Origin of the sequence: Paractinoplanes hotanensis (genome assembly GCF_023717965.1) — a bacterium.
Taxonomy (GTDB): domain Bacteria; phylum Actinomycetota; class Actinomycetes; order Mycobacteriales; family Micromonosporaceae; genus Actinoplanes; species Actinoplanes polyasparticus.
The window spans coordinates 20,792-34,109 of sequence record NZ_JAMQOL010000046.1; the positions used below are offsets into that span (position 1 = coordinate 20,792).

Consider the following 13,318-nt stretch of genomic DNA (forward strand, 5'->3'; position numbering starts at 1 on the left):
CATAGCGGCTGTCAGCTGTGAGCGAAGCCTCTCAGCACCCGCTCGACGTCGGCGTCGGTCAGCTGGTCGAAGTTCGTGTACCACTGCCCGACGGCCTGGAACGAGGGCGGCTCGCTCAGGCAGATCACGGTATCCGCCCCCACTGACGCGCCGACCTGCGGTGCACAGACCGGCGCCGCGAAGACGAGGCGCGCCGGGTTCCGGCATCGCAGCCATCGCACCGCGGCCCGGGCCGTCACTCCGGTGGCGAGGCCGTCGTCGACGACCACGACTTCCCGGCCGGTGGGGTCCGGCGGCGGCCGGTCGCCACGATAGTTTCGTACGCGGCGACCCAGCTCGACACGTTGGCGGGCCACCGCCTCGGCGAGATCCGCCTCGTCCAAACCCAGTCGCGAAAGGATCCGCTCGTCGAAGACGGGCGGACCGTCCTCGGCTATCGCCCCTACACCGAACTCCTCCCGCCCCGGCGCCCCGATCTTGCGGGCGAGAACGATATCGAGCTCAGCGCCGATCCGCGCCGCCACCCGGACGGCGACCGGAACGCCCCCACGCGGCAGCGCCAGCACGAGCGGCGCCGGCCCGGGATGCTTGGGCACCTGGGCGGCGACCGCCTCGGCCAGCTGCCGCCCGGCGTCGTCCCGGTCGGCGAACATCAGAGATGCGTCGTGAACCACGTTCCCGCCTCCTCCGCGACCGTGTCGAGCGTGCCCGGCTCCTCGAACAGGTGGGTCGCGCCCGGCACCACGCTCAACTCGACCGTAGTCGTCATGACGCTGCGTGCCTGCTCGTTCAGCCGGAGAACCGCCTGGTCCTCGCCGCCGACCAGCATCAGGGTGGGCGCCTCGACCTGGCCCAGCGCCGGCCCCGCGAGGTCGGGCCGCCCGCCGCGGGACACCACCGCCCGTACATGATCGGGCCGCGAAGCCGCGCACACGAGCGCCGCCGCCGCGCCGGTGCTGGCGCCGAACAACCCGATCGGCAGCCGCGCGGTCTCGTCGTGGCCGGTCAGCCAGTCGGTGAGGCCGATCAGCCGGTCGGCCAGGAACCCGATGTCGAAGCGCAGCTCGCGGTCGATCGCGTCGCGCAGCTCCTCCTCGGGTGTGAGCAGATCGACCAGCAGAGTGCCGAGTCCGCGCGTCTGCAGCGCCTCGGCGACCATACGGTTGCGCGGGCTGCGTCGTGTGCTGCCGCTGCCGTGGGCGAAGAGCACCACACCCACGGGCTGTCCGGGCAGCGTGAGGTCGCCGTCAAGTTCGGTTCCCGCTATCGCCAGAGCCATGCGCGCGGGCGTACCCCGAAGGGCACGCCCTATACGTCCGACATGTCAACGGCGTGCGGCCAGCACCAGGTTGAAGCCGGTGTCGGCGGCCACGACGGGGTCCGCGAAGCCCGCGAGCAGTTGCCCGGCGAAGGCCTCGACCCGGGCCTCGTCGATCTGGGTGTCAGTCATGCCCCGAACGATGCGGGCCGTCGCTTGCGGCCTCCTTGCCCGTGCCTTGCCGCTCCAGCAAGGCGAGCGCGTACTGCGCGACGTCCTCCGGCGGTTCCCCGGTGACCTCCGCGCGCAGCCGGGCCAGGCGCTCGACGTCCGGCCCCATCACCACCGGCGCGTACGGGTCGTCGTCGGCCGCCGCCACCAGCACCGCCGCCGCTTCCGCCTCGCCCAGGTCGCCCAGCAGCTCGGCGGTCAGCCGCAGCATGGTCCAGAGCTGGGCCGTCATCCCGGCCACGCGCACCTGCACGATCGTCCGCCGGCAGGCCTCGACCGCCTCGTCGTGCCGCCCCAGCCGGATCAGCACCGCCGTACGGGCCACGCGCGCGATGTTCGCCGTGTAGCCCAGCCCCGCCCGTTCGGTCCGCCGCAGCGACTCGTCGTAGCAGCTCAGCGCGGCTTCGGGGTCCGTGCCGGCGAGCAGTTCGCCCCGGGTGAACGGCACGAACCCGTCCAGCCGGTCGGCGTTCAGCTCCTTCCCGTACGCCTCCAGCCACCGCAGACCCGCGGCCGCGTCCCCGCCGTAGGCGTCCATCAGGGCCGCGCAGCACAACCCGGTCGCCCGCGTCCAGGCCGGCGCCGCCCGGTTCTCGCGCAGCCGCAGCGCGTCGGCCCGCACCAGATCGGCCCGCCCGACGAACATCGAGTTCGAGATGCGCAGCAGCAGCGCCGACCCGGTCAGCGTATGCCCGTCCGGCAGCCGGTCGATCGCGGCGCTGAGCAGCCGGTTCCCCTCGTCGAGGCGGCCGTTGAGCCATTCGCCGGTGCCCGCCGCGAGCGCCCGCAACGCGTCGGCCTCGGTCTCGACCCGCTCGGGCTTGAAGCGGAGGAGCTGCGCGGTGAGCCCCGGGTCGGGCGCGTCGGACCCGGCGATCGCGGTCCACGCGGCCAGCCGCGCCCCCTCGTCCCGGTCCTCCAGCCAGGCCAGTGCCTCCTGGAGGTTGCCCCGCTCGCGGCGCAGGGCCGGGGTGGTGTCGGGGTTGCGGACGCGCTGGCGCCGCAGCAGGTCGGTGACGAAGTCGAGCATCCAGCGGGCGTGCGCGTCCCGGTCCTCGTTCCCGTGCGTCAGCGCGACGTGCCGCACCGTCTCCAGCAGCCGGTAGCGCGGCGGGTTCTGATCGACGTCGCAGACCACCAGGGAGGCGTCGACCAGTTCCGCCAGCACCGCGGCGTCCTGCGACAAATAAGGCAGGATGCTGATGTCGAAGCCGCCCCGGCACACCGCCAGCCGATCGAGCAGCGCTTGCGCCGAGGGGTCGAGCAGCCGGTACGACCATTCGACCGTCGCGCTCACCGCGGTCGCCCGGTCGCCGCCCCGGGCCGGGTCGAGCACCTGCAGCCCCGCGCCCAGCCGGTCCCGCAGGTGCGTGAGCCCGAAGACAGCCTCGCGCCGGGCCGCCAGCTCGACCGCCAGCGGCAACCCGTCGACCAGCCCGCACACCTCGGCCGCCAGCTCCCGGCTGCGGTCGTCCTGCGGGAAGCCGGCGCGCAGCAGGGCCGCCCGGTCGCAGAAGAGCGCCACCCGGTCGTCCTCGGGCAGCGGTCCCACCCGCAGCACACGCTCCCCGGCCACACCGAGCCGCTGCCGCGACGTCGCCAGCACACGCACCCGCGGACAGCGCACCAGGATCTCGTCGACCAGCTCCCGGACCGCATCCACGAGGTGCTCGCAGTTGTCCAGCACGAGCAGGGCCGGAGCCGCCCCGAGCAGGTCCGCGACGGCCACCGTGCCGCCGCGCGGCGCCGCCCGCAGACCCAGCGCCCCGGCCACCGCGGCCGCCACGTCGCCCGGCACCGACCGCTCGGCCAGCTCGACCACCAGCTCGCCGCCGGTCAGCGCCTCGGTCATCAGCCGCGTCTTGCCCACCCCACCCGGCCCGACCAGCGTGGTCACCCGGCCGGCAGCGAGCGCAGTACGCAGGGCGGTCAGCTCGTCGCGGCGCCCGAAGAACCGGTCGGCCGGCCGTCGCGGGGCCCGTGGCGTGCCCGGGCGCAGCGCGGGATCCTCGGCCAGGATGCGCCGCTGCAGGTCGTCCAGGGCGGGCGACGGGTCCACGCCGTGCCCGTCGACAACCCGTTCCCGGTACGCCCGCCCGACGGCCAGCGCTTCGGCCGTGCGCCCGCTCTGGTGCAGCGCCCGCATGTGCAGCAGGCAGGCCCGCTCCCGCATGGGCTCCGCGGTGGCGTACGCCTCGATCTCGGGCACCGCCTCGGCGGCCTTCCCCGCGCTCAGCCGCTGGTCGAACCACTCCTCACGCAGGTGCCGCTGCCACTCGCCCAGCCGCGCGACGTCGGGCGCGAAGGCCAGCCGGTCGGCCACGTCGGCCAGCGCCTCACCCCGCCACAAACTCAGCGCCTCGGCCAGCCGGCCCGCCGCGACCAGACGTTCCGCCCGGCCGAGGTCGAGATCCGCCTGATCGAGCCGGTACCCACCCGGTTCACGGAGGACCGCGGTGTGCCGCCGCAGCCGCGAGACATAGCTGTGCAGGTTGCCGACGGCGTTGCCGGGTGGGTCGTCGCCCCACAGCGCCTCGATCAGGTCGCCGACCGGCACCACGCGCCCCTCGGCCAGAGCGAGACGGGCCAGCACCACCCGTTGCGGCGCCCCGCTGAGCGCGACCGGCCGCCCGTCGAGTCGCAACTCGACCGGCCCCAGCACCCCCACCTCGACGTGCACGCCCCATTCTCGACACCGCGCGTCGTCCGGGGCCAGCCCTTATCGGACCGGAACCTCCACGCGCCATCCCACTCCATGATCGAAGTCGTGCGCAACGCCCGTCCGGTCGACGGGTAGCTTTCGAATGGCGTGCCCGGGGTAGACGACCGGCGGCGGAGGGAGACGGTGATGGATTCTCGGCGGCGCGTCCCGCGCACGGACGTCGTCCTGGCCGATCCCCGGCTGGTCACGGCCACCGCGACGGAGGGCCGCGCGGCCGTGAAGGCGGCCGTCGTGGCCACGCTTCAGCGCGTACGGGAAGGAAAGCTCGAGCCGGAGGCCGTGGTCGACGCCGCCCTGGCCGCCCTGCCCGGCGGCCTGCGCCCGGTGCTGAACGCGACAGGCGTCGTCCTGCACACCAACCTGGGCCGCGCCGCCCTCTCCCCCGCGGCTCGCGAGGCCGTGGCCGCCGCGGCCGGCCACACCGACGTCGAGCTCGACCTGGCCACCGGCCGCCGGGCCAAGCGCGGCCGCACCGCGCTGGCCGCCCTGCACCGGGCCGTCCCCGCCGCCGGCGACGTCCACGTGGTCAACAACGGCGCCGCCGCCCTGGTGCTGGCCGCGACCGCCCTGGCCCCCGCCGGCGGCGAGATCATCGTCAGCCGCGGCGAGATGGTCGAGATCGGCGACGGCTTCCGCCTCCCCGACCTGCTCGAGTCGACCGGCGCCCGCCTGCGCGAGGTAGGCACGACCAACCGCACGACCCGGGCCGACTACGAGCGGGCCATCGGCCCCCGAACCGGCTTCATCCTCAAGGTCCACCCCTCCAACTTCGTCGTACGGGGCTTCACCAGCGCCGCCTCCGTGCCGGAGCTGGCCACCCTGCCCGCCCCCGTGGTCGCCGACATCGGCTCCGGCCTGCTCACCCCCGACCCCCTGCTACCGGACGAGCCCGACGCCCACACCACCCTGTCCGAGGGCGCCGCCCTGGTCATCGCCAGCGGCGACAAGCTGCTCGGCGGCCCCCAGGCAGGCCTGCTGCTCGGCGCCGCCCCCCTGATCGAACGCCTCCGCCGCCATCCGCTGGCCCGCGCTCTGCGCGTGGACAAGCTCACCCTGGCCGCCCTGCAAGCCACCCTGACCGGCCCGGAGACACCCACGTGGGAAGCGCTACGCTTCTCGCCCGACGCTCTGCTGGCCCGCACCCGGCACGCCCAGACCCTGCTGGCCGAGGCCGGCGTCGAAGCCGACATCGTGCCTTCGGACGCCGTTGTGGGTGGGGGCGGCGCGCCCGAGCTGGCCCTCCCGTCGTGGTCCCTCGCGCTGCCACCCGCATACGCGTCCCCCTTGCGAGCCGCCCCCACGCCGGTAGTGGGCCGTCTCGAGCGCGACCGCCTGCTCCTCGACCTGCGGTGCGTCCCGCCGTCCGCCGACCCCGTCCTGGTGGCAATGGTCGTCTCCGTCGCCTCATCCCACACTCAGCCGCCCGGTACACAACCCACCCCAGCCGGGGCACAACCCGCCGACCCCTCCACGCCAGCCGGGGCACAACCCGCCGAACGATCGGCCCGCGCCGGAATGGACTTCGCCGAAGAACCGCCGACGCCACCCGGAACGGGCCTCGCTGAGCGATCGACGCCGCTCGGGTCAGATCCCGACGAACAGCCGGCCCGCACGCCGGCGGCGAAGGGTCGGTGACCATGCACGTCCTGGCCACCGCCGGCCACGTCGACCACGGCAAGTCGACGCTGGTGCGGGCTCTCACCGGCATGGAACCCGACCGCTGGGCCGAGGAACGCCGCCGCGGCATGACGATCGACCTCGGCTTCGCCTGGACCACCCTGCCCGCGGGCGACACGGTCGCGTTCGTCGACGTCCCCGGCCACGAACGCTTCGTCCCGAACATGCTGGCCGGCATCGGCCCCGTCCCCGCCGCCATGATCGTGGTGGCCGCCGACGAGGGCTGGAAACCCCAGTCGGCCGAGCATCTGGCGGCGCTGGCGGCCCTCGACGTACGCCATGGTCTGCTCGTCGTGACGCGTAGCGACCTCGCCGACCCCGCTCCCGCCACCGCCCAGGCCCGCGCCGAGATCGCCGGCACGCCGCTGGGCCACGTGCCCGCCGTAGCCGTGAGCGGCCTGACCGGCGCCGGCCTGGACGACCTGCGCGCCGCGATCGAGACGCTGGTGGCCGCCCTGCCCCCGCCGAAACTCGACGAGCCCGTACGGCTGTGGATCGACCGGGCGTTCACCGTCAAGGGCGCAGGCACAGTGGTCACCGGCACCCTGGGCGCAGGCACCCTGCGCGTAGGCGACGAACTGACCCTGGGCGACACCTTGGTACGCGTACGCGGCCTGCAGTCCCTGGGCCGCCCCGCCGATGCTGTGCCCGCCGTGGCCCGCGTAGCGGTGAACCTGCGCGGCACCCACCGAGACGACGTCAGCCGCGGCGACGCCCTCCTCGCCCCCGGCCGCTTCCGCCCCACCGATCTGATCGACGTGCGAGTGCACGGCGACCCCACCACCGTCCTGCCCAGCACAATGACCCTGCACGCCGGTTCGGCCGCCGTCCCCGTACGCGTACGCCCGCTGGGCCCCGACACAGCCCGCCTGCGCCTGTCCCGCCCCCTCCCCCTACGCATCGGCGACCGCGCCCTGCTGCGCAACCCCGGCCTGCACCACGTGGCAGGCGGCGTAACAGTCCTCGACGTCCTCCCACCCGGCCTCCAACGCCGAGGCGCCGCATCCGCCCGAGCCGAGGTCCTGGCCACCTTGGACGGCCGCCCCGACCTCGCCGGCGAGCTCGCCCGCCGCCACCTCATCCGAGCCACCACCCTGGCCGAGATGGGCATCCCCCTACCGCCGACGTCGCTTCCCCAGCCCGCCGCAGCGAAGACCGTTGACCCGGAGGCGCCCGCACGGGGAACGCGCCTGACGCAGGAGGTCGTCCGCCGTTCCGCGCCAACGCCGAACCGGCCAGACCCCAAGGCCGGCCCCGCACCCGGCCCGGTCTCCATCACCCCGGTGGCCGGCGAATGGTATGCCGACCCGTCCTACTGGGCTGCGCTCTTCGAACGGCTCCCCGCCGAGGTCACGGAGTACCAGAAGCAGCACCCCCTCGAGCCCGGCATGCCGCTCGAAGCACTCCGCCACCGCCTCGGCCTGCCCGACCGCACGCTGGTCACCGCCCTGATCCGCGCACCCCTGTCCATGCGGAACGGCCGGGTCGCAGCGGTGTCATCCGGCCCGCCCGACGAGCTGGTCGCCCTGGTCGAGAAGGCTTTCGACGGCCTGGGACCGTTCGCCGCCCCCGAGGCCCATGCCCTAGCCGATCTCGGGCTGGGCCCCCGTCAGCTCGCAGCCGCCGCCCGCACCGGCCTGGTCGTCCAGCTGACTCCCCAGGTGGTTCTCGCGGCCGGCGCGGTCGACGACGCGGCCGCAATCCTGGCCGGCCTCCCGCAGCCCTTCACGCTGAGCGAGGCCCGCCGAGCCCTGGACACCACCCGCCGCGTAGCAGTCCCCCTCCTCGAACTCCTCGACCGCCGAGCGATCACCCGGCGCCTCCCGGACGACCGCCGCCAAGTCCGCTGACCACCTCCGAACCCGCCCACCACCGCCCAGGTCCGGCCCCCCGTAAGCGGAGCCACCGCCCCGAGCCGGCAGCCGCGCCTGAGCGGAGCCACCGTCCTGAGCTTGGCTGCCGCCCCTGCGCTGGGTCTGCCCCCGTGGCGACCCAGCCGACGGGTGGCCGGTCGTTCAGCCGGCGACCGCCGTGACCTCGACCTCGAGCACCGCCCCCGCCAGAAAGAGGCCGCTCACCTCGACAGTCGTGCTGGCCGGCGGGTTCCGGCCCGGGGCCGGGAAGAGCCGCCGGCGAACGGCGCCATAGGCCGGCAGGTCACCGAGATCGGTCATGAACGTGCGGATGAACAGCACGTCGGCCAGGCTCGCGCCGTGGGCTTCCAGCAGGGCGCCGACGATCTCGAAGATCCGGGCGGCCTGAGCGCCCGCGTCGCCCGGCGCCACCACCTCGCCGGCGTCGTCGACGGCCACCTGTCCGGCCAGTTGCAGCAGAGCGCCGCCGCCGGGCAAGTCGATACGCGCCACGTGTGCGAAGCGGTCCCCGAACGGCGCGGCCACCGAGGCCGGATTGTCGAGCGTCATCTTCACCATGGCGACGACGCTAGACAGCGCCCTCCCATGCCACCAGCGAATGTCACGCATGGCTGCCATGCTTGCCAGTCATGGACACCGCCCTGCTGGAGGTCTTCCGCACCGTCGCCCACCTGGGCTCGATCACGGCCGCAGCGCAACGGCTGCGGTTCACCCAGTCCGCGGTCTCCCGCCAGATAGCCGCCCTCGAATCCGACCTGGGCGCCCCGGTCTTCGACCGCCTGCCCCGCGGCGTAGCCCTGACCGAAGAGGGCCGGGCCCTGCTCCCCCACGCCGAGGCCATCCTGGCCCGCCTGAAAACAGCCCGCCGAGCCGTGGACGACCTGCACACGCTCTCCACCGGCCGCCTACGGGTAGGCGCCTTCCCGACAGCAGTAGCCGCCCTGGTCCCGCGCGCCCTGGCCGCCTTCCGCACGGCGTACCCCGAAGTGACCGTCAGCCTCGTCGAAGGCCTGACCCCCACCCTGCTGACCCGCCTGACCACCGGCGACGCCGACGTGGCGGTGGTCAGCGAGTCCCCCGCCGGCCCGATCGACCCGGCTCGCTTCACCCTCCACCACATCCTCGACGAGCGCCTGCTGGTAGCCGTCCCCCGAACCCACCCCCTGGCCCGCCGCCGCACGGTCCACCTGGCCGAACTCGAATCCGACTCGTTCATAGCCGGCTCCGCCGACGCCGAGGAAACCCTGCTACGAGCCAGCCTCCCCACCGGCTTCCGCCCCAGCACAGACATCGTCGCCGCCGAGTGGACCGCCAAACTCGGCTGCGTGGCCGCCGGCCTGGGCGTGGCCCTGGTCCCCGCCCTGGCCATGCGCACCAAGCCCGCCGACGTCTCCCTGCTACGCCTGCACCACGACGACGAACCCACCCGCCGCATCTACGCGGCCACCCCAGCCGCCCGCACGCCGTCCCCCGCCGTCCGGTCCTTGCTGCCCTTGCTGACCGGCGCCGTCGACCCCTTGTGGACTCGCTGACCGGTGGGACCCGCTGAAGGAGGTCGACGTCTCTGCCAGCCGCAGCGAGCAACAGCGGGGCGGCGCCGTACCGGTCGGGCGCCACGGGCGGGGTGCCATCCCCGAGGACGGTCAGCCACACGTGGCCGCGACCGCGTCGGTGATGAAACGCCGGCTCAACAGAGCACTACGGAATCAGTTCCGGGCCGCTCCGAGGAACGGCCCGGAATCTGGTGTGGAGTCAGCCGCCGATCTCAACCGCCTCGCCGGTGACAGTGACGCCCTTGGCGAAATCGACGACCTGCTCGTCGCTGAGATTGACCTTCGCCGGAACCTGCACCTGCACCTGCCGGCCACTGGCGTCGGGGAAGAACAGCCAGCGGGTGTCGGAAAGTTTGCCCGGCGCGTCGAGGGGGTGGCCGATTTTACCGGCGCGTCCGTTGACGTCCACCTTCTTCACCGGCGATTCGGGCGGGAACTGGGACAGGCCCTGGAGAGAGACCATGATCCGGCCCTCGAGGCTGACGGCGCCCAGTTTGTCCTCGGGCAGTTCGCCACGGCTGGCCGGCTCCACGATAAACGCGGACGGGTCGGACGAGACGACCAGCCAGCCGTCCGGCACGGTGCTCACCTTGAAGCCGGTGGGCTGCTCACCGCGGTAGGCGACGAGCTGCAAGCGGGCCTGGCTGGAGCCGCTGGGGATGGGCTCTTGCGCCACCGATGTGCTTGCCCGGTCGGGGGTGCCGGCGGCCTGGCCGAACTGGCCTACACCCACCGCCGCTGCAGCGGCGACGGCGACGAACGCGCCCCCGACGGCGAACCGTTGACGGCGGCGGCGGATCTGGGCCTGCCGGCCGCGGGCGACGTCGGCGGCGACGACCGTTGGGTCAGTCTGATCGGGAGCGACAGAAAGGTTGCGCAGGATCTCCTGGGCGTCACGCATGGTGGTGTTTCCCTTCAATGGATCTAGTGGGGGTTCAGGCGATCCGGTGCAGGCGGGCAGGAAAGAGATCGCGGAGTCGTTGCAGGCCACGGGCGCTCTGGCTTTTGACGTTGCCCTCGCTGCACCGCATGATGTCGGCCACCTCGGCAATGCTCAGGCCCTCGACGTACCGCAGCACAACCGCGGCCCGCATGCCTGGCGACAGCGTCGCCAGCAACGACAGCATCGTCTGCTCGTCGTCGGCCCGAGGATCGACCGCTACCTCGGGAAGCTCCGCCCTCACCTGCTCCCGCCGGCGGAACACGCTGCGGTGCTCGTCGATGGCCGCGTTGACGACGCACCTTTTCGCGTACGCGCCCACGGTCTCCGGCCGCACCTTGCTCCAGGACAGGTAGAGCCTGGTCAGGGCGATCTGCACCACGTCTTCGGCCTTGGCCGTGTCGCCGGAGACCAGCAACCTTGCCGTACGCACCAGGCCGGCGCGTTGTGCCGTCACGAAGTCGGTGAACTCGCGATCTCGCTCGGAGGGCCGTCTCACAGGTCACCCGCCTTTCATCATCCCGTTGGGGGTTGGTCGCCCCTTCTACGGAATGACCCCCGGTCCGGGTTGCACGACCGTCCGGCCATCTCGAAATTGCCCGTTCTTCTACCCGTCGTGGCCGCAGTCTGCGACGTCCAGCGGTGCGCTCACATCGGCTACTTGTCGACTGGCAGCACGACCGCGGCCCGGCCAGGCTTGGTCGAGGTGACCGGCGGGGTAGCTCGCACATCGGCTGTGCGCCGCTTGTTGGTGTGTCTCAGATCTGGCATGCGTCCCGCCGGTCACCGTGGCGCGGAGAGGCTCAAGAGGGGACTGCCCAGCTCGAAGTAGCGCTGCCCTCCTCGCCGGATTCACCCCCGGTTCGATCGAGGGCTGCAACGGCATCGGCAAACACCTTGCCCAGCGCTTGGTCGCCGACGGCGAGATCATGATGGACGTGCCCGCGAAGTTGTCTGCCCGGGCGCGAGTATTCGACGCCGGCCAAGGGCGCAAGACCGATCCTGCCGACGCGCACCACATCACGGTCGCCGCGTTGCGCAGCAAGGGCTTACGGCAAGTGGGCGCTTGCCCCGGCCGTCGTGCCCGAATCCCTGTGACAACTGTCCTGCTGCGACCCCCGCGATCAAGGTGTTTGCGCTCTGTAGCGGAGGCGGACGGGAATCGAACCCGCCTGGCCCGGATGCCGGGCCACACCGGTTTTGAAGACCGGGAGGGGCACCAGCCACCTGAACGCCTCCAGACGTAACTCTAGACGCCTGGACGGGCGGTGTGATCACAGCCGTGCCAGAGTGGGGTTGTGACTGCTGTTGATGCGCCGCGACTCACCCAGTACGCCCACGGCGGAGGCTGCGCCTGCAAGATTCCGCCCGGGGAGCTGGAAGCCGTGGTGGCGGGGCTCGTCGGTACGGGTCTGCCCAAGGGGCCCGGCGAGTTGCTTGTCGGGCTTGACGACGGGGACGACGCGGCCGTGGTGAGCCTCGCCAACGGCACCGCGGTGGTGGCTACGGCCGACTTTTTCACGCCCGTGGTTGATGACGCCTACGACTGGGGGCGCATCGCGGCGGCCAATGCGCTGTCCGATGTGTACGCCATGGGTGGGACGCCGGTGGTTGCCGTGAACCTGCTGGCCTGGCCGCGGGATCTGCTTCCGATGGAACTGGCGGCCGAGGTGCTGGCGGGTGGGCTGGCCGTCGCCCGGGACGCGGGATGCCACCTTGCCGGTGGGCACAGCGTGGACGACCCGGAGCCCAAGTACGGCATGGCTGTCACCGGCATCGCCGATCCGCACCGACTCATGCGCAACGACGCCGGGGTGGCCGGAGTGCCGCTGACGCTGACCAAGCCGCTCGGCGTCGGCGTGCTCAACAGCCGGCACAAGGCCACCGGTGAGGTCTTCGCGCACGCCGTCAACGCCATGACCACGCTCAACCGGGCGGCCTCGGTCGAGGCGCTGAAGGCCGGCGCCGTGTGTGCCACCGACGTGACCGGCTTCGGGCTGCTCGGGCACCTGCACAAGCTGGCCCGGGCCAGCGGTGTCACCGCCCGCGTCGACGCGCGGGCCGTCCCGTACCTCGAAGGCGCTCGCGCGGCCCTGCGGGACGGGTACGTCAGTGGGGGTACCCGCCGCAACCTCGACTGGGTTCGGCCGCACCTCGACGGCAGCGTCAGCGAGGACGAATTGCTGCTGCTGGCCGACGCGCAGACCTCGGGCGGGCTGCTGGTAGCGGGCGAGGTGCCCGGCTTTCCGATCGTCGGCGAGCTGCTCCCGGCCCGGGCGGACGGCCGGACGCTGGAGGTTCGCGCTTGACTTCGAGTGCACTCGAACTGCGAGGCTGAACCCATGGCGAACGGACTCACCGTCGGCGAGGCGGCGGAAACGGTCGGGCTCACCGTGCACACCCTGCGCTGGTACGAGCAGGAGGGGCTGGTCGAGCCGATCGAGCGCGACACCGCGGGCCGTCGCCGCTACTGCGACCGCGACCTCGACTGGCTCCGGCTGCTGATCCGCCTGCGCGGCACCGGCATGCCCGTGCGCGACATGCGCCGGTACGCCGAGATGGTGCGCGCCGGCGACCACACCGTCGGCGACCGCCTGCGGCTGTTCGTCGAGCACCGCGAGCGTGTGCTCGCCCGCATCGAGGAGCTGCAGCAGGACGTCGCGATGCTGGACATCAAGATCGCCCTGTACGGCGAGATGGACCGGGCCCAGCAGGAGGAACAGGCCCAGCAGGAGGAGCAGGCCCAGCAGGACAGCGACTTCCAGCGCGCCCGGCACGAGCTGGGCCTGGACCGTCTCGACACCGAGGACCGTCTCGACACCGAGGACCGTCTCGACACCGAGGCGACAGCCACGGCGCCCGGCCGCTGATCCCGGACGCCGACCGCGGAACCAACAGCCAGGACGCATCATGCGGCAACGGCTGGCCCTGGCCCTACTCGGCGACCCGGCCGCGCGGGTCCAGACGGCGGCCGGAGTTCGCGCGTTGTTCGAGCGGCACCGACAGCCCGCCGGCAGTGCCCGGGGTTGGTCATCGTGGCGGCGACGCCCATGACCGCGCGGA

11 protein-coding genes, 1 tRNA gene and 1 pseudogene are annotated in these 13,318 nt (G+C 73.0%); 5 read left to right on the top strand and 8 right to left on the bottom strand.

What is annotated here, in order from left to right:
* Positions 1–11: 11 nt before the first annotated feature.
* From LXN57_RS31210 to LXN57_RS31220, 4 genes are read right to left on the bottom strand one after another with little or no spacing between them, the layout of a single operon-like run.
* A complete protein-coding gene (locus LXN57_RS31210; protein WP_251801767.1) occupies positions 12–674 on the bottom strand; it encodes a phosphoribosyltransferase in 663 nt (220 codons plus the stop codon).
* The gene (locus tag LXN57_RS31215; protein WP_251801768.1) at positions 653–1,279 is read right to left on the bottom strand and encodes a dienelactone hydrolase family protein; all 627 of its coding nucleotides are present in this window, start codon (positions 1,277–1,279) and stop codon (positions 653–655) included. Before LXN57_RS31215 ends, LXN57_RS31210 begins: the two co-directional genes overlap by 22 nt.
* 45 nt (positions 1,280–1,324) lie before the next feature.
* Positions 1,325–1,450 carry a hypothetical protein gene (locus tag LXN57_RS48025; protein WP_285904695.1) on the bottom strand — a complete coding sequence of 42 codons (126 nt, stop codon included), beginning with the start codon at positions 1,448–1,450 and terminating at the stop codon, positions 1,325–1,327.
* Positions 1,443–4,169 (bottom strand): AfsR/SARP family transcriptional regulator, encoded by a 2,727-nt coding sequence (locus tag LXN57_RS31220; RefSeq protein ID WP_251801769.1) that lies wholly within the window; start codon positions 4,167–4,169, stop codon positions 1,443–1,445. The genes LXN57_RS48025 and LXN57_RS31220 overlap by 8 nt, the downstream gene beginning before the upstream one ends.
* 168 nt (positions 4,170–4,337) lie before the next feature.
* On the opposite strand from LXN57_RS31220, the pseudogene selA reads away from it, so the two are divergent.
* Both selA and selB read left to right on the top strand, forming a co-directional pair.
* Positions 4,338–5,618, top strand: a pseudogene (selA, locus tag LXN57_RS31225) (L-seryl-tRNA(Sec) selenium transferase); the annotation flags it as partial.
* A gap of 230 nt (positions 5,619–5,848) precedes the next feature.
* Entirely contained in the window at positions 5,849–7,738 is a 1,890-nt protein-coding gene (gene selB, locus LXN57_RS31230) for a selenocysteine-specific translation elongation factor (protein ID WP_251801891.1), read from the top strand.
* 165 nt (positions 7,739–7,903) lie between these two features.
* On the opposite strand, the gene LXN57_RS31235 is transcribed toward selB, so the two are convergent.
* Positions 7,904–8,320 (bottom strand): RidA family protein, encoded by a 417-nt coding sequence (locus LXN57_RS31235; protein WP_251801770.1) that lies wholly within the window; start codon positions 8,318–8,320, stop codon positions 7,904–7,906.
* A gap of 71 nt (positions 8,321–8,391) precedes the next feature.
* Between LXN57_RS31235 and LXN57_RS31240 the strand changes: the two genes are divergently transcribed.
* Positions 8,392–9,294: a LysR family transcriptional regulator gene (locus LXN57_RS31240; RefSeq protein WP_251801771.1), complete on the top strand. Its 903-nt coding sequence runs from the start codon at positions 8,392–8,394 to the stop codon at positions 9,292–9,294.
* A 220-nt stretch (positions 9,295–9,514) separates the two neighbouring features.
* On the opposite strand, the gene LXN57_RS31245 is transcribed toward LXN57_RS31240, so the two are convergent.
* The 3 genes from LXN57_RS31245 to LXN57_RS31255 form a co-directional block, all read right to left on the bottom strand.
* A complete protein-coding gene (locus tag LXN57_RS31245; RefSeq protein ID WP_251801772.1) occupies positions 9,515–10,216 on the bottom strand; it encodes a hypothetical protein in 702 nt (233 codons plus the stop codon).
* 34 nt (positions 10,217–10,250) lie between these two features.
* Positions 10,251–10,754 (bottom strand): sigma-70 family RNA polymerase sigma factor, encoded by a 504-nt coding sequence (locus tag LXN57_RS31250; protein ID WP_251801773.1) that lies wholly within the window; start codon positions 10,752–10,754, stop codon positions 10,251–10,253.
* A 647-nt stretch (positions 10,755–11,401) separates the two neighbouring features.
* Positions 11,402–11,494 (bottom strand) — tRNA-Sec (locus LXN57_RS31255).
* Positions 11,495–11,553: 59 nt separating this feature from the next.
* Here LXN57_RS31255 and selD point away from each other — a divergent pair.
* Complete coding sequence (gene selD / locus LXN57_RS31260) at positions 11,554–12,564, top strand: selenide, water dikinase SelD (RefSeq protein WP_251801774.1); 1,011 nt, start codon at positions 11,554–11,556, stop codon at positions 12,562–12,564.
* A 33-nt stretch (positions 12,565–12,597) separates the two neighbouring features.
* Positions 12,598–13,125 carry a MerR family transcriptional regulator gene (locus LXN57_RS31265; RefSeq protein ID WP_251801775.1) on the top strand — a complete coding sequence of 176 codons (528 nt, stop codon included), beginning with the start codon at positions 12,598–12,600 and terminating at the stop codon, positions 13,123–13,125.
* Positions 13,126–13,318: the final 193 nt, after the last annotated feature.

Bases quoted from the DNA above. Each gene is read 5' to 3' on its own strand.
- LXN57_RS31215 (WP_251801768.1), bottom strand. From the start codon at position 1,279: ATGGCTCTGGCGATAGCGGGAACCGAACTTGACGGCGACCTCACGCTG.
- LXN57_RS48025 (WP_285904695.1), bottom strand. From the start codon at position 1,450: ATGACTGACACCCAGATCGACGAGGCCCGGGTCGAGGCCTTCGCCGGG.
- selB (WP_251801891.1), top strand. From the start codon at position 5,849: ATGCACGTCCTGGCCACCGCCGGCCACGTCGACCACGGCAAGTCGACG.
- LXN57_RS31235 (WP_251801770.1), bottom strand. From the start codon at position 8,320: ATGGTGAAGATGACGCTCGACAATCCGGCCTCGGTGGCCGCGCCGTTC.
- LXN57_RS31240 (WP_251801771.1), top strand. From the start codon at position 8,392: ATGGACACCGCCCTGCTGGAGGTCTTCCGCACCGTCGCCCACCTGGGC.
- LXN57_RS31245 (WP_251801772.1), bottom strand. From the start codon at position 10,216: ATGCGTGACGCCCAGGAGATCCTGCGCAACCTTTCTGTCGCTCCCGAT.
- LXN57_RS31265 (WP_251801775.1), top strand. From the start codon at position 12,598: ATGGCGAACGGACTCACCGTCGGCGAGGCGGCGGAAACGGTCGGGCTC.